The sequence below is a fragment of the Phyllobacterium zundukense genome (assembly GCF_002764115.1).
GTDB lineage: Bacteria > Pseudomonadota > Alphaproteobacteria > Rhizobiales > Rhizobiaceae > Phyllobacterium > Phyllobacterium zundukense.
Genome location: NZ_CP017943.1, coordinates 372,690 through 387,479, shown reverse-complemented (window position 1 = coordinate 387,479; position 14,790 = coordinate 372,690). Strand labels below are relative to the sequence as shown.

Annotated in this window: 18 protein-coding genes and 2 pseudogenes; 19 read left to right on the top strand and 1 reads right to left on the bottom strand. The window is 57.7% G+C overall.

The window, feature by feature from the left end:
• Nucleotides 1–466: 466 nt before the first annotated feature.
• From BLM14_RS32500 to BLM14_RS27500, 4 genes are all read left to right on the top strand, one after another.
• Nucleotides 467–1,066: a cold-shock protein gene (locus BLM14_RS32500; protein ID WP_100003421.1), complete on the top strand. Its 600-nt coding sequence runs from the start codon at nucleotides 467–469 to the stop codon at nucleotides 1,064–1,066.
• Nucleotides 1,067–1,193: 127 nt separating this feature from the next.
• Complete coding sequence (locus BLM14_RS27510) at nucleotides 1,194–1,490, top strand: hypothetical protein (RefSeq protein ID WP_100003232.1); 297 nt, start codon at nucleotides 1,194–1,196, stop codon at nucleotides 1,488–1,490.
• Entirely contained in the window at nucleotides 1,480–2,064 is a 585-nt protein-coding gene (locus BLM14_RS27505) for a type II toxin-antitoxin system VapC family toxin (RefSeq protein ID WP_100003231.1), read from the top strand. Before BLM14_RS27510 ends, BLM14_RS27505 begins: the two co-directional genes overlap by 11 nt.
• Nucleotides 2,065–2,122: 58 nt before the next feature.
• Nucleotides 2,123–2,473 carry a hypothetical protein gene (locus tag BLM14_RS27500; RefSeq protein WP_100003230.1) on the top strand — a complete coding sequence of 117 codons (351 nt, stop codon included), beginning with the start codon at nucleotides 2,123–2,125 and terminating at the stop codon, nucleotides 2,471–2,473.
• Between the two features lie 346 nt (nucleotides 2,474–2,819).
• On the opposite strand, the gene BLM14_RS27495 is transcribed toward BLM14_RS27500, so the two are convergent.
• A complete protein-coding gene (locus BLM14_RS27495) occupies nucleotides 2,820–3,125 on the bottom strand; it encodes a hypothetical protein (RefSeq protein ID WP_100003229.1) in 306 nt (101 codons plus the stop codon).
• 67 nt (nucleotides 3,126–3,192) lie between these two features.
• Between BLM14_RS27495 and BLM14_RS27490 the strand changes: the two genes are divergently transcribed.
• From BLM14_RS27490 to ctlX, 15 genes and pseudogenes are all read left to right on the top strand, one after another.
• Nucleotides 3,193–3,444, top strand: a complete 252-nt coding sequence (locus BLM14_RS27490; RefSeq protein ID WP_100003228.1) for a hypothetical protein — start codon at nucleotides 3,193–3,195, stop codon at nucleotides 3,442–3,444.
• 252 nt (nucleotides 3,445–3,696) lie between these two features.
• Nucleotides 3,697–3,891, top strand: a pseudogene (locus tag BLM14_RS32855) (GntR family transcriptional regulator); the annotation flags it as partial.
• 24 nt (nucleotides 3,892–3,915) lie between these two features.
• Entirely contained in the window at nucleotides 3,916–4,431 is a 516-nt protein-coding gene (locus BLM14_RS27485; protein WP_237143691.1) for a GntR family transcriptional regulator, read from the top strand.
• 68 nt (nucleotides 4,432–4,499) lie between these two features.
• Nucleotides 4,500–5,297, top strand: a complete 798-nt coding sequence (locus BLM14_RS27480; RefSeq protein ID WP_100003420.1) for an ABC transporter ATP-binding protein — start codon at nucleotides 4,500–4,502, stop codon at nucleotides 5,295–5,297.
• Nucleotides 5,298–5,361: 64 nt separating this feature from the next.
• Nucleotides 5,362–6,216: a lysine/arginine/ornithine ABC transporter substrate-binding protein gene (locus BLM14_RS27475; protein WP_100003226.1), complete on the top strand. Its 855-nt coding sequence runs from the start codon at nucleotides 5,362–5,364 to the stop codon at nucleotides 6,214–6,216.
• An 81-nt stretch (nucleotides 6,217–6,297) separates the two neighbouring features.
• A complete protein-coding gene (locus tag BLM14_RS27470) occupies nucleotides 6,298–7,008 on the top strand; it encodes an ABC transporter permease (RefSeq protein ID WP_100003225.1) in 711 nt (236 codons plus the stop codon).
• Entirely contained in the window at nucleotides 7,009–7,734 is a 726-nt protein-coding gene (locus BLM14_RS27465) for an ABC transporter permease (protein ID WP_100003224.1), read from the top strand.
• A 70-nt stretch (nucleotides 7,735–7,804) separates the two neighbouring features.
• Nucleotides 7,805–8,965: an enolase C-terminal domain-like protein gene (locus tag BLM14_RS27460; protein ID WP_100003223.1), complete on the top strand. Its 1,161-nt coding sequence runs from the start codon at nucleotides 7,805–7,807 to the stop codon at nucleotides 8,963–8,965.
• 33 nt (nucleotides 8,966–8,998) lie between these two features.
• Entirely contained in the window at nucleotides 8,999–10,114 is a 1,116-nt protein-coding gene (locus tag BLM14_RS27455) for an NAD(P)/FAD-dependent oxidoreductase (protein WP_100003222.1), read from the top strand.
• Nucleotides 10,095–10,418 carry a (2Fe-2S)-binding protein gene (locus tag BLM14_RS27450; RefSeq protein ID WP_100003221.1) on the top strand — a complete coding sequence of 108 codons (324 nt, stop codon included), beginning with the start codon at nucleotides 10,095–10,097 and terminating at the stop codon, nucleotides 10,416–10,418. Before BLM14_RS27455 ends, BLM14_RS27450 begins: the two co-directional genes overlap by 20 nt.
• Nucleotides 10,415–11,923, top strand: a complete 1,509-nt coding sequence (locus BLM14_RS27445; RefSeq protein ID WP_100003220.1) for an FAD/NAD(P)-dependent oxidoreductase — start codon at nucleotides 10,415–10,417, stop codon at nucleotides 11,921–11,923. Before BLM14_RS27450 ends, BLM14_RS27445 begins: the two co-directional genes overlap by 4 nt.
• Nucleotides 11,920–12,207 carry a RidA family protein gene (locus tag BLM14_RS27440; RefSeq protein WP_335672093.1) on the top strand — a complete coding sequence of 96 codons (288 nt, stop codon included), beginning with the start codon at nucleotides 11,920–11,922 and terminating at the stop codon, nucleotides 12,205–12,207. Before BLM14_RS27445 ends, BLM14_RS27440 begins: the two co-directional genes overlap by 4 nt.
• Nucleotides 12,208–12,357: 150 nt before the next feature.
• A pseudogene (locus tag BLM14_RS32245) lies at nucleotides 12,358–12,636 on the top strand (arginase family protein); the annotation flags it as partial.
• A 102-nt stretch (nucleotides 12,637–12,738) separates the two neighbouring features.
• Nucleotides 12,739–13,812: an ornithine cyclodeaminase gene (locus tag BLM14_RS27435; protein WP_165788419.1), complete on the top strand. Its 1,074-nt coding sequence runs from the start codon at nucleotides 12,739–12,741 to the stop codon at nucleotides 13,810–13,812.
• Complete coding sequence (gene ctlX / locus BLM14_RS27430; RefSeq protein WP_100003218.1) at nucleotides 13,812–14,774, top strand: citrulline utilization hydrolase CtlX; 963 nt, start codon at nucleotides 13,812–13,814, stop codon at nucleotides 14,772–14,774. Before BLM14_RS27435 ends, ctlX begins: the two co-directional genes overlap by 1 nt.
• Nucleotides 14,775–14,790 lie beyond the last annotated feature (16 nt).

Sequence of the window (14,790 nt, the reverse complement as noted above, 5' to 3'; positions counted from 1 at the left end):
AGGATTCGATCAGAAAGTCGTTGTTGCCCACGTTCGGCTTCTCCATACCGAAGGCTTCCTGGAGAATTCACCACCATTGGCTGGCTATCGATTGACTTGGAAGGGACATGATCTTCTGGATGAGATCCGCGCCCCTATCTATCGCATGTGAAAGATAGCGCGCGTACACGAATCTGACCGTAAGTCAGCCTTTCGGCCTGGAGTTCGCGGTTGAGTCATACTTTTCAGCGGGAGCTAAAATAGAAACGTCCATTTTGCGGGAGTTTTCGTAAACCGGTGAGCCAGGCTTTTGGAAGTCGTTACAACGATTGTACGTGCAGCCGATATTCTGAGCCTGTCGCGACGTCAGGATCTCATTGCGAAAGCGAGACATGCGCCATAATTGCATTTGACACGACCGCGTCGTCCGATGGTAATATTATCCTCACGGAAGCGCAGTGTGCCCTCCATGCCAATCGAGACGATCATGGGCAAATATCGAGACCATCGCGAGCCACGCCGGCATCGGCATGACGATGACCTCGTTTCCTTTTCGGAACGGACGTCCGAGCCAAGCTACTTTCAGCGCGCGCCGACTATGACCGCAGACCCTGTCGACGCGGAGGTGATCTGGTTCAACGCCAGCAAGGGTTTTGGCTTCGTCAAACTGTCGGATGGCACGGAGGCCTATCTGCACGTCCGACAGTTGGAGGCAGCCGGAAGCCGCGGTGTTTCCGAGGGGACGCGTCTCAAGGTCACGGTCGAAGAAAGTCCAAGAGGCCATCAGGTTGTGCAAGTCCTGGAAATCGACCACCAGATCGCTAAAACTCCAGCACATCCGCACCGCGCGGGAGGGTCCAATGCCGAGACAGGTGACCAGCTGGAAAGCGCGGGCACGGTCAAATGGTACAATTCCGAAAAGGGCTTCGGCTTCATTGCTCCCGATAACGGTGAGAAGGACGTCTTCGTCCATGCCACAGCGCTGACCCGCTCAGGGCTCAGCGTGTTGGTGGAGGGACAGAAGGTTTTTGTCGAATGCGGGCAAGGCAAGAAAGGCCCGGAAGTCCAGAGCATTCGCCTGGGCTAGACGCCAACGCATGGGCCATGCCCCGAAATGGCCCTTCATACAAAGAAAAAGCCCGCGGCCGACCTAAAGATGCGCCTTGCTTTCATGTGGAACGGTATCCGTGTTATGTTGAACACAGGAGGCATGCATGGGTACCCAAATCCGTTCCGCTGCAGAAAGCGAGGCAAAGGTTGCGTTGACCCGCAACAAGCTCGTGCTTGAGCAAGCGCGGGCCGTTGGCCTTCTCGGCACCGCGAAAAATACACGGTTGTCGGGGCGTGTACCATCGGAGTTGATCGAAGCCGCGAAGAAGCGAGCTCACGTTACTTCCGACACCGAACTGTTGGAACTGGCACTCTCGCGGTTGGCACTGGGGGACGATTTTGGCGCCCGCCTCGTCGGCCGGAAAGGCAGCATTCCAACGGACATCGATCTTGGGGTTTGATCTGTTCGAGACGCTCCGATCACTGAAGCCCCAGAAACGCCTGGGAAGGCTCGAACGTCGGGCCGATGATGATTTGCCTTGGGTAGATGGCGAGCCAACCATTGGTGGTCCATTGTTTCTTGACACCAGCGTCTATCTGGATGTGCTGCAGGGGCGATCGCCGGCAGAGGTCGATGCGCTTCTAACGTATCGGCTATGTCACCATTCGGCTGTGTGTCTCTCTGAGTTGACCCACGCGTTTGGCCGCCTGGATCCGAAACAGGCTTCAACGAAGTCGGCCCTGGAAACAATTCAGGCGACGGTAGAGGACATACCGGAGCACAGACTTCATGCGCCGGACGCAGCTACCTGGGGGCAAGCCGGCGTCCTCGCCGGGTTGCTCATTCGGTTGAGCAACTTGCCAAAGGGTAAGGGTCTCGAGCGCCGGTTTGTCAACGATGCTCTGATTTTCCTGCAGGCGCGGCAATTGGGTGCGAGTGTGCTTACCGGAAACATCCGGGATTTCGACTATCTTTCCCAGATCATTCCAACCGGGCGCGTCATTCTGTACCGATCTCCTGCAGCGCCACGATGAGGCGGAAGGCAAGACGCTGCTGTCGGCGACCCAGGCTATTTTGTCGAGCTTTAATTCAATGATTGTGAAGATGGGCGATGTCCCGACGGAAAAACAGCAGGGCGAACCGCTAGTGAGCTTGCCGGTGCGCATGTTTTCTTGGTGCTTACGGGGACTCCTGAGAATGACCGCTTGCCGCGTGAAAAAACCCAATGGAGGGAAAGAAATGGACAACAGCGAACTACTGGCCAGGCTTAAGGTCAGACGGTCTATCGCAATAACTGCGATATTAAAGAGCGGAGAGAATGACAAATCGCTTATTGCACTCAGTGCAATACAGGGATCGATCAGCGCCATCGAAGCATACATGGCGGAAAAAGCGGAACCTACTGGGTCGCCTTGGAACGATCCGGACTTCAAGCTGGCTTAGTGGCCGGCCCAAATGAATGACGCCCTAACCGGAGCAGGGCGATTAGTGCGAAATGGGTCAGTTGGCTGCGGCCAACAGGTCTGCGATCCCGCCAGCTTTGAGGGTCGCGTAACATGGGGGCGGAAAGAAGCAATGTGGCTTCCAAACCCGTCGCTAAGATAATGCCAGAAAGAGAACCCGAGCTTTTTGCAGATCTTCATCAGCCGTAGCCATGGTATCGGGCGTAAGACGGAAGTATCGGCTGACCGGACGCTTGCATTTCCATCGCGAAGGATGAAGCTGGATGCTCAACTGGATTTTGCCGCTTGCCGCGTATCGATTCTTCGCAACATGGCGACGCGAGTTCTCAAATCCCTGATCCGTCGAGCTCTTGGGCGTCGTCGCCTTCCCAGGGTGAGGGCATTGAGGTGCGATTGAGATTGACCGAGGGCATCGGCATCCAGCACTTCAATTCCGGCTCGGCATATTCGATGATGTGCCCGGGAGAGGAATCTGAAGCACGCCAGCCTTCTGCACCGAACTGATCGCCATGCGACCAATACGCGAGGTCAACTTCTGCCGGCCCCTGTTCGGACGGGCGGATCGTGACGAGGATCCGACTGCCGTCCTTCGGCGCGGTTGTCATGTGGTGCCAGCGGTCTGGCTCGTCCATCGTTTTCCTCCTGCTTTGCTGCAGGTTGTAAGTGTCGCCTCGCCATCGAAAACGGTCAACTCAAAGTTTGCACAACCCATCCTGCGTATTCCGCTGGATATCCTTCTACCACGGCACTTTCCCGCTCCTAGACATCCTGTTCGGCCTCGACGATGGCGACGAAGCGGCGCTTACCGACGGCATCACAGGAGCCGAACGGCTGGTTTGCCGCTGGGCGATGATCGTCCCGTCCTCAAGGCCTCTCGATGACTTGCGATCCGGTGATTGCCTGGTGATCTGGAAACTCGACCGGCTTGCCGCTCTCTTTCGCATTTGCTGACGATTGTCACCGATTTGAAACAGCAAGGCGTCGTTATGGCGTCTTCCATTAGAACTTCATGGCGCAACTTGCCGGGTGCAGGATTGTGATCCCGATTAAACGGACGTGCTCTAGCGTCCAACATTGGTGCTTCAACCTGGCCAAAAGGCAACTTCGAGCCATGGCATGCTTGACACAGACGATTGGTTAGTGCAGATTGCCGGCAATCGGCATTCGGCAAGCTATGCCTGACAAAGTTCATTGAGAGGTCCCATGCAGAATAGCCAGGCTGAGAAACAAAGTGTCACCAGCAGCCTTAACGTTCTCCGGAATGTTTCCATCTCGGAACTCGTCTATCAGCAGGTGCATGAGAAGATACTGTCAGGGGAGCTGCTGCCCGGTGAGCACATGAACGAGAACCGGCTGGCTGCCTCACTCGGCGTTAGCAGGGCATCCGTTCGTGAGGCACTTCGGCAGCTCGAGAAGGACGGGTTGATCGAAATCACCAAGAACAAAGGGCCGTTTGTTCGCGACATGCCACCTGAAGAGGCGTGGGAGCTTTACGACATTCGCGCTTGTTTGGAGGCGCTCGCTGCAGAATTGGCTGCGAAAAACCGCACCGAAAACGATCTGAACCTCTTGGCCCAATGCCTGGAGAACATGGACCGCGCAATTGATCGTGGCGATGAGGCGGCCATTTTCGAGTACGCGGTCAACTTTCACCGGATCGTTGCGGCCATGTCCGGCAGCCAGAACCTCGTCGAAATGTTGAAGGGCGTTTGGGGGCAGATTGTCCTGTTTCGCCGGAAGTTTTCGCGCCTAGGACTGGGGGAGCCGGGGAACATCGAAGAAAAGCGCGTCTTGTCAGCCATTCGGGATCGCAAGGCTGAAGAAGCAGCAGCTCTTATGAGGGCTCATGTCCTGGGTGGGAAAGAGGGCTTGATGAGGCATGCCCAAGAGCATGCAGCAACAAGCGGGCGCAAGGCCGCTGCAAATGGGAGGAAATAATCATGAGGTCGTCAAGCCCGTTTCTTGCGGCTGCCTCAGCCACGAACGCTAAGTCTAAGGATGCTGTGATGCTCAATAGGAAGGCTGCTGAGGAGGATGTCGGCCAGCCAACCCTCATTGCGGAAGACATACATAAGAATTTCGGGCCCCTGGAAGTGCTCAAGGGAATCTCGCTTGAAGCCAGCCGAGGCGACGTGATCTCGATTATCGGCAGTTCAGGGTCCGGCAAGAGCACGTTCCTGCGCTGCATGAATTTTCTCGAAACGCCGAGCAAAGGCCGGATCGCGGTCGGTCAGGACGAAATCACCGTGGAAACGGACCGCAAAGGCCGTCTGGTCGGGCTCGATCGCAAGAAGATCGATCGAATGCGGATGCAACTCGGCATGGTGTTCCAAAGCTTCAATCTATGGTCGCACATGACCGTTCTTGAGAACGTCATGGAAGGGCCAGTCCATGTGCTCAAGCAGCCGAGGAATGAAGTGCGCGACAGAGCCATGGATTTCCTGAGGAAGGTCGGAATTGCCGAAAAGCATGCGAGCTATCCCTCCGAGCTGTCTGGCGGGCAACAGCAGCGCGTGAGCATTGCCCGCGCACTTGCGATGCAGCCGTCGGCTCTCCTCTTCGACGAGCCGACGTCCGCACTTGATCCAGAGCTGGTGGGCGAGGTTCTCAAGGTCGTGCGGCAGCTCGCGGAAGAAGGCCGCACCATGATCGTGGTCACACATGAAATGGGTTTTGCGCGCGACGTTTCAAGCAAGGTCATCTTTCTGGAGAAAGGGAGGATCGAAGAGCAAGGTACGCCAGACGAAGTATTCCGGAGCCCTTCTTCGCCGCGGTGTCGAGAGTTCCTCGCAAGCGTTCTGTGAGGGAACATTATCGCTGCATTGATTGGCAACATCTAACAAAAAACGAAACAACAGAGGTGAACAGATGAAGATCTTCAAAATGAATGTCCTGGTTGCTGCAATGCTAGCCGGCGCCGTGGTCCTTGCCGGGCCAGCAGTGGCAAAGGACTACAAGAGCATTAAGATTGCCACCGAGGCCTCCTATGCTCCATTCGATTACAAAGACGCCAGCGGCAACCTAATGGGTTTCGATATCGACCTGGGCAAGGACCTGTGCAGTCGCATGAAAGTCGAGTGCACGGTCGTTGAACAGGCTTGGGACGGGATTATTCCGTCACTTGTCGCCGGCCGCTATGACGTGATCCTCGCCGCGATGGATATCCAACCTGCTCGCGAAAAGGTCATTTCCTTCACTCAGCCATATATCAGGACACAGATCCGCTTCATCGCCCCGGCTGGCAGCCCGTTGCTTGAAGTCAAGAGCGAGTTGGACAGCCTTGCATTGGATGATGTCAGCCCAGAGGAACGGGCGGTGCTCGACCAACTGGCTGCTGCCTTCAAAGGAAAGAAAGTCGGTGTGCAGGTCAGCACGACGACCGAGGCTTTCATGAGAGAGCTGCTGCCGAGTGTTGAATTGGTGAGCTACGATACTGCCGACAACATGATCCTCGATCTGAACTCCGGACGGATCGACGCGAGCTTGTCCTCTCTGGCTCGTCTCAAGCCTTTGCTTGAGAAACCCGAAGGGAAGAATCTGAAAATCTTCGGCCCGAACATGACCGGCGGACCTTTTGGCAAGGGCACCGGGATCGGCATCCGCAAGGAAGACGAGAAGCTGCGCGAGATGTTCAACAAGGCGATCAGCGAAGCGATTGCCGATGGCACAATGCAAAAGCTGTCGACGAAGTGGTTCGGCTACGACGCCACGCCACAGCAATAATTTTACGATGGTACCGGAGCGCGGGCCTGCTTCGCTCGGCGCTCCGGCATCACCGCTATTTCAAAAAATAGGGTGCAAACCATGGATCTCACACTACTTGGATGGGGTGATGCCGGCTGGGGCGACGAGCTGGCGCGTGGCGCGGTCATGACATTTGTGATTGCAACCTGCGCCTTCGCCATCGGCATCCTTCTTGGTTCAGCTTTTGCCGCTGCAAAGCTTTCCAGGTTCTGGTCGCTTCGACTTCTTGGTGACGTCTACACGACCGTTGTGCGGGGCGTCCCGGAGCTTCTCGTAATTTTCCTCGTCTTTTTCGGGGGTGGATCACTGCTCCGTTACCTCGGCAATTCGCTTTTTGGCTTCGAGGGATATGTCGAGCCGCCGGTATTTGCCATCGGCATATTGTGCATCGGTGTAAGTGCCGGCGCCTACGCGACCGAGGTTATCCGTGCCGCTGTTCTCGCAGTACCGAGAGGGCAAATCGAGGCGGCAAGAGCGATTGGGATGGGACCATCCCTTCGTCTGCGTCGAATCCTAATCCCACAGGCAGCGCGATTTGCGCTGCCGGGCATGGGAAACGTCTGGCAGTTCACGTTGAAGGATACGTCACTGATATCGGTCATCGGCCTGGTCGAGATCATGCGCGCCGCCGCTGTTGCGGCTGGTTCCACAAAGGAACCGTTCACGTTCTACCTTGCAGCTTTCCTCCTCTTCCTCTTGCTGACCTCCGTGTCCAACCGAGGGTTCATCATGGCCGAAAAATGGGCCAACCGCGGAATAAGGAGCCAGTAAATGGATTTCGATCTTATCCGGGAGTCCTTTCCGAGACTTCTGTCAGCCGTTCCCACGACACTCGCGCTTGCTTCCATATCGATTTCTCTCGGTTTTCTGGTCGCCTTGCCGATCGCCTTGATGCGACTGTCGAAAAGCCGTGTACTGGCTTCATTCGGCTATGGTTACGTCTATGTCATGCGGTCAACACCGTTATTGGTGCAGATGTTTTTGATCTATTACGGTTCTGGGCAGTTCAGAGCCTTCTTCGAATACTTCGGTTTGTGGACGCTCTTCAGGGATGCATGGTTCTGCGCGATCCTGGCACTCACCCTGAACACGGCTGCCTATACCAGCGAGATCATTCGGGGTGGCATTCGAGCCGTGCCGTGGGGGCAAATCGAAGCGGCCCGAGCAGTCGGGATGTCCGGTATCCTCCTGTTCAGACGCATTGTCTTCCCAATCGCAATGCGGCAGGTCCTCCCTGCGTACGGCAATGAAATCATCATCATGATCAAGTCGACGTCGCTTGCTTCGACAATCACGATTGTGGAAGTCACCGGTGTGGCGAAACAGATCATCTCCAACACGTTTCAGCCAGTCGAAATCTTCGTGATCGCAGGCGCAATCTATCTGTCGATCAATTTCATCGTCACCCGTGCCGTCATGTTGATTGAGATATGGCTCAATCCGCACCTGCGCTCCGACCGTGCGTTGCGGTCCACGGCCGCCGTGGCAACGCATTAGTGGCGTGGTGGCGCCACGGGCTTGGGCCCATCCTGCACGATTAACATTGTCCGTAGTTTCAGGAATCAAAATGAACGAAAGATCACCCAGCAAGACAATGGCCCCGATCGTAAGGGCTGAAGTGTTCGAAATAGAGGCGAAGCTCTCCACGCCTTACAAGCTGACTGAGGGTGTGTTGATCGCAACTCAGGCGGTGCTTGTCAAATTGACCGATTCCGACGGCGTGGAGGGTTGGGGAGAAGCCAACCCTGCTGAAACCGTAGATGGCGAAACGCCCGCCGGCGTGATGCAGGCCCTGAAGGACACACTATTGCCCGCAGTTTTCGCCGCATCGGAACCGGCGCCCGGCGCAATTGACGCTTTGCTCGACTCGCTTCTGCCGAGCCACCTTTGCGCCAAAGGTGCGGTTACCATGGCGTTGCTGGATATTCTCGGCAAAAGGATGGGTGTATCAATTGCGACGCTGCTTGGCGGGCCGATCCGCCGCTCACTGCCGGTATTGTGGCCGTTGAGCAATGGCACTGCCGAAGACGATATCCGAATCATCGAAGAGCGGGCCGCGCAAGGCTTTTCCAGCTTCATGTTGAAGATGGGCACGTCGCCGATCGGCAGCGAGATCCAGCGCGTTGCTGCACTCGAGGCACGCTACGGAGAACGCATCAAGCTCATAGCAGATGCCAACCAGGGATGGAGCCTGGATCAGGCGCGTGAATTCCTGGCGGGGATCGCCGGCTCGAAAGTTGCCTTTGTCGAAGAGCCCCTGGCCATCAACGTCGTTGAAGGCATGTCTCTGCTGTCTGGCGAAAGCCGTCTCCCGATATCAGCCGATGAATCGATTATCGACCTCACCGACGCTGCGCGGCTTGCTCGCAGTGGGGCGGCAAAGGTCTTCAGCATCAAGAGCAGCAAGAACGGCGGCCCCTTGCGGGCGCAGCGCATTGCCGCAGCCGCGGAGGCCTTCGGCATCGACTGCTACATGAATTCGATGATCGAATTCGGCATCACGCAGGCGGCCTCGCTCCAACATGCCGTCACTGTCAGAAACCTCGTGGACGTCGGGCACGCTTTCATGTCGACCTTGCGGTTGGCCGAAGACCCGACCGACTTCTCGTCTCTTGTGCGGAACGGGATCGTTCATTTGCCGGAGCGTCCAGGTTTGGGCGTCGGGATCGATGAGGCACACGTGCGTCGGCTGACGACCTCCAGTTTCGTGCTTGGAGCGTGGAAATGACCAGCCCTTCAATCACGATGTGGTGGCGATCGAATGCAAGAAGCTGACATGACCATCATTGGCGGCGGCCTCGTTGGTGCGTCCATTGCCTGGGGACTGGCTCGCTCAGGCATGAAGCCGCTCGTCCTGGATGGCTCGGATCTGGACCTCAGGGCGTCGAGGGCGAACTTTGCATTGGTCTGGGTGCAAGGGAAAGGACTGCATGCTCCTCATTACGCTCTGTGGTCGGACAGGTCTGCGAAAATGTGGCCTATCATGGCCGAGGCGCTGTCTCAGGATAGCGGTATCGACGTGGGCCTCGTTCAGCAGGGCGCCTTCACGTTTGCGTTGTCGGATGAGGAACTCGAGAGCTTTCGAGTGGATATGGAGTGTATCGCTGCCGAAACCGCTGGCCGCGCTCCCGCCTTCGAGGTGCTGACCAGAGAAGAGACACGCGACCGGGTCCCGCACCTCGGACCCGATGTCGTTGGGTCTGTCTATTCCGCGGCAGATGGGCACGTTAATGCGCTGCGGCTGTTTCATGCGCTCCACATCGCAATGGATAGGAAAGGGGCGAGCTATCGGCCCAATCACAAGGTGAACGCCATCCAGCCGGTTGCCAATGGATTCATCCTGCAGGGCGACGGTTTTTCCATTCTGTCCCGCAAGATTGTGCTGGCGGCCGGTCTGGACAATGAAAGGCTTGCCCCAATGGTCGGCCTTGCCTGTCCGCTTAAGCGAAGCAAGGGACAGGTTCTTGTCACCGAGAAGTGCAAACCCTTTTTACCCTGTCTGTCGCCAACGATCCGCCAGACCGATGAGGGCGGCATTATGATCGGCGACAGCGAAGAGACAGACACTTCGAACATCGCGACGTCTTCGGACATCAGTGCCGTTCTTGCGAGCCGCGCTATCCGGATTTTCCCGGCCCTTGCAGACTTGAATGTGGTGCGCAGCTGGTCCGGTTTCAGGGTCAAGACTGCGGATGGTGTGCCCATCTACGATCAGTCGGCATACCATCCGGGTGCTTTCCTGGTGGCTTGCCATTCGGGGGTGACACTGGCGGCGAACCATTCGCTGATCGTGACGCCGCAGATTGCCGCCTCGAAGCTTGGCGAAGACCTTTCCCCATTTTCCGCAAGGAGGTTTCATGCTCAGCAGATTGCGTGAGATCGAGCAGCCCATTTCCTTCACCTTCGATGGCGTGCAGATGCAGGCGGAGCGGGGAGACATGCTTGCCACTGCCTTGCTTGCCGCCGGCGTTGATTATGTCCGTCGATCCGTCGTCAGCGATGCGCCACGTGCTCCCTACTGCCTGATGGGCGTCTGCTTCGAGTGCCTCGTGACAGTTGATGGCGTTCAAAACCGCCAAGCCTGCCTTGTCGAAGTTGAGGAGGGGATGACGGTGCTCAGCCAACAAGGTGCATCGCATCCGATGGCAAGTCTCGATGGCGGCGAAGGGCGGCAGCCATGACCGTGCGGCTTGTGTCCAAGGCAGAAGACCTGCTCCCTGTATACGATCTGATCGTTGTTGGCGCCGGGCCCGCGGGGATGGCCGCTGCCATAGAAGCATCAAAGGCCGGCGTACGTGTCGCCGTGCTGGATGAAAACCCCCGTCCTGGTGGCCAGATATACCGGGAGATTACGCGCAACCAGCCAAGCAAACGGAAGTACCTTGGCGCCGATTATTGGCAGGGAAAACCGCTCGCGGGTTCATTCGCGGAAAGCAATGCCGATTACGTTCCGAGCGCTGCGGTCTGGAGCATCGAACCCGCGGAAGAGGGTGACGGGAACGATCATCATCGTGTCGGTCTAACTGTAGCTGGCGCCGCGCGTATAATCGAAGCGGCTGGCATAATCCTTGCGACCGGCGCACAGGAACGACCCATGCCTGTGCCTGGTTGGACACTACCGGGTGTGATGACGGCGGGCGCAGCCCAGATCGCACTCAAATCCTCCGGCGTCGTGCCGAGTGCTCCGATTGTTCTCGCGGGCTGCGGGCCCCTTCTTTACTTGCTAGCGAGCCAGCTCATCGATGCTGGCGCGCGCGACATGACCCTGCTCGACACGTCGCAATCGCTGCTCCGGTGGGGTGCATTACGCCACCTGCCAGGCTTTCTGCTTTCGCCTTACCTGTCCAAGGGGCTTAGCCTGCTGCTCAAAACGAAGCGCAATATTCGTGTGGTGACCGGAGTCCAATCGCTCGCCATTCTGGGGGGAGAACATGCTGAAGGTGTTCGTTTCGCAACTCGCCATGAAACGGATACACTTCAGGCCGAGACCGTGCTGCTGCACCAGGGGATTATCCCCTCCATCAATCTGGCAAGTGCAGCCGGTTGCCCTTTGACGTGGAATGAGGGCCAACGTGCTTTTCAGCCGGCAACGGATGCCGAGGGACGCACGCTGAAGCGTGGCATCCTCATTGCGGGAGACAGCGCCCGCATCGAGGGCGCTCAAGCGGCGGAAATTTGCGGACGCGTTGCCGCGCTGGCTACTCTTTCAGACCTCAGGCTTACGGAACGTCATGCTGCGGATACAGCTATCAAGCAGCTTCAACAACGGCGTCAGCGCTATTTTCGGGGACGGGACTTTCTGGATGCACTGTACACCCCGCGGCATGCTTTTCTTGCCCCTCCCGATCCTCAAACAATCGTTTGTCGATGTGAGGAGATTACGGCGGGCAAGCTTCGCGAGGCTATTGCGCTCGGACCACCTGGTCCGAATCAGTTGAAGACTTTCGTTCGCTGCGGGATGGGGCCGTGCCAAGGGCGGCTCTGCGCTGCCACCGTCACCGAAATCATGGCAGACGAAAAAGGAATGAGCCCATGCGAGGTGGGCACGTACCGGCTTCGCTCACCGGTAAAGCCAGTCCGCCTCGCCGAATTAGCGGGCCTTCCGCATGCGCCCCGCGCCTTGAAGGCCGTGACCGGGAGAGATCCCGTCGATCACCAATTGAAAGAAACAGGACATTCATCATGACCGAACGGCTACTTCGTACGCCCACCTTGCACCGCGTCGTCAAGCACAATGGCATAGCCTACATCGGCGGTATTGTGGCCGATGACGATAGCCTCGATATGGCCGGCCAGACCCGAGAGGTCTTGGCCAAGCTGGACACGTACCTGAGAGAATCGGGGTCTGATCGATCGAAGCTACTCTCAGCAACGATTTTCATCACGGACATGAATGTCAAACCGGACATGGACGCAGTGTGGAAAGAGTGGTTGGCACCGGACGATCTGCCGACGCGGGCGACGATCTAGGGAAACGTACCCTAATCGAACTCATTGCCACTGCGCACTACTGAGTACCGCCACTTGGAACGGCCTTCGATCTCAATTTGGGGAGAACGCATCGGTTTCCGAGCGAACTTCACAGCCGTAGCGTAGTCAGGGCCGAGAATTTGCCGAGGGATGCAGCCCGATATCGTCCCCTGCAATCAATCTGAAACAGCAGAGCACCAGAATGACCAGTATCATTGTTTCCCCGGCCTCGAATCGAGGCAACCTGGCTGCCGTCGAACAGACACCGACGGCAGCCCCTTTTGGCGAGGCCGATTCCTCGACCTCGCCGTTACCCCGGCGGTCGGCGCCGTGACGGGCGGACCCACCTTCCGTGAAGCACATCTGATCATGGAGATGTTTCGCAATTCCGGCCTGGTGACCAGCCTCGATCTGGTCGAACTCAACCCCTTTCTGAACGAGCGTGGTCGCACCGCGGTCCTCCAGGTCGATCTTGTCGCGAGGCTCATGGGCCGCCGCATTATCGACCGCCCCACAAGGAGCTATAAAGCCATGCAAGAAAAACTCAATATTGTCCCCTTCGTCAGCGTTGACCATATGATGAAGCTCGTGCTCGCGACCGGCGTCGAACGCTTCCTCATCGAGCTTGCCGCCTACATCGAGGAAGATTTCCGGCGCTGGGAGTCCTTCGACAAAACCCCGCGCGTCGCCTCGCACAGCGCCGAGGGCGTCATCGAGTTGATGCCGACCAGTGATGGTGAGACTTACGGCTTCAAATATGTCAACGGCCATCCCAAGAACACGCGCTCCGGGCGGCAGACCGTGACGGCCTTTGGTGTCCTCGCAGACGTTGGCAACGGCTATCCGATGTTGCTTACTGAGATGACGATCCTCACGGCACTTCGGACCGCAGCCATGTCCGCCGTCGCCGCGAAATATCTCGCGCCCAAGGGTGCGCGTATCATGGCGATGATTGGCAACGGTGCGCAGTCGGAATTCCAGGCGATCGCCTTCAAGGCGATCCTCGGCGTCGACAAACTCCGTCTTTATGACATTGATCCGTCCGCCACGGCCCGCTGCCAGAAGAACCTGGCCGGCATGGGCTTCGAGATCAAGGCCTGCTCCTCCTCGCAGGAGGCTGTGGAGGGGGCGGAGATCATCACCACCGTCACGGCCGACAAGCAGAATGCGACGATCCTCACCGACAACATGGTCGGCCCCGGCATTCACATCAACGCCGTTGGTGGTGACTGCCCCGGCAAGACGGAGCTCCACCACGACATCCTGCTGCGCTCAGACATCTTCGTGGAATACCCTCCCCAGACACGGATCGAAGGCGAGATCCAGCAGCTCGATCCGGACCACCCGGTGATCGAGCTCTGGCAGGTCATTGCAGGCAAGGCGCTAGGTCGCACTGGAGAACGCCAGATCACACTGTTTGATTCTGTCGGCTTTGCCATCGAGGACTTCTCCGCGCTTCGATACGTCCGCGACCGACTCAAGGAGACTAGGCTTTACGAAGAGCTCGACCTGCTCGCCGACCCCGACGAGCCGCGCGATCTCTTCGGGATGATCCTGCGGGCCGCGAAAGCGGCTCCAGTGGCAGCCAAGGCTGGAGCACTATGATGAGCAGACAGTCTGTGCAAGCCCCGAAGTCCGTGGTGATGATCCGGCCGCATCATTTTACCCCGAACCCAATGACCGCCTCGGACAATGCATTCCAGTCGAACGACGAGAAGCGTTCCGCCGCGGCCATTGCGAGCCGGGCCTTCGACGAGGTAACCCGCATGGCGGAAGGTCTCGCCGATGCTGGCGTTACAGTTCACGTTTTCGAAGACAAGACCGTCACGACGCCCGACTCCGTCTTTCCCAATAACTGGTTCTCGACCCACTCCGGCGGGCATGTCGCGATCTACCCGATGTACTCGGCCAATCGGCAAAACGAGCGTCGCAGCGACGTGATCGAGATGCTGAAAAGCGAGTACCGGGTCCAGGATGTCATCGACTATTCGGGCCTCGAGAAAGACAACGTCTATCTCGAAGGCACCGGAGCCATGGTACTCGATCACATTGGCCGAGTCGCTTATGCGGCACGCTCCAACCGGACCAACGAAGTCGCGCTCGAACGGTTCTGCACACATTTCAACTTCGAACCGATGGTCTTTGACGCCGTGGATCGCAGCGGCAAGCCGATCTACCACACCAACGTGCTGATGTGCATCGGGACGGATTTTGCGCTGCTCGGGACGCAGATGATCCCCGATCTTCGGCGTCGGCAGGAGATCGTTGCTAGGCTCGAGGAGACCGGACGCAAGGTCATCGAGCTTTCGATCGGGCAGATCGAGAGCTTCACCGGCAATGCCATCGAGCTGGAAGGCAGGGAAGGCCGCGTCGTCGTACTTTCGGCTCGTGCCCATGCGGCGCTCGACCAAAACCAAATCAAGATAATCGAGCAGTCTGCACAGTTGCTGCCCTTCGACGTTTCGACGATCGAACTTGCCGGAGGCTCGGTTCGATGCATGCTCGCCGGAATTCACCTGTCACGGCGCACAGCCCTGACGGAACACCTGTTATTCGCGGCCAAATGAGTGGCGGCAGACCATC